The 259-nt window shown below is 34.4% G+C and carries 1 protein-coding gene; it reads right to left on the bottom strand.

Annotated elements, in window-relative coordinates; translation table 11 throughout:
- The coding region (locus RYX56_RS23455) for a hypothetical protein (protein WP_500660658.1) at nucleotides 1-259 on the bottom strand (259 nt) is incomplete at both ends.

The following is a 259-nucleotide window of genomic DNA, read 5'->3' as shown; positions in this document are numbered from 1 at the left end:
AATTAAAATATCACCATCGGTGTATTGTTTAATAAAATCAACTGCTGGATCAAGACGGCCATAGACATAGTCAACAGTCGGCTCTAGCAACATTCCTGTTCCATATCCTTGAGGTAAATTTAATGCGTAAACTGTATTTTTCCCACCTAAACCTACCCATTTAAAATATGGTGATTTTACGTGTTTATTTAAATGTAAACCACGCCACATAATCACATTATCCATACCAGCTTCATTTAAAATAACTGGTAATTGTGCA

The sequence above is a fragment of the Alkalihalophilus lindianensis genome (assembly GCF_032843265.1).
Lineage (GTDB): Bacteria > Bacillota > Bacilli > Bacillales > Bacillaceae_D > Alkalihalophilus > Alkalihalophilus lindianensis.
This window is presented reverse-complemented; position numbering and strand designations above follow the sequence as displayed.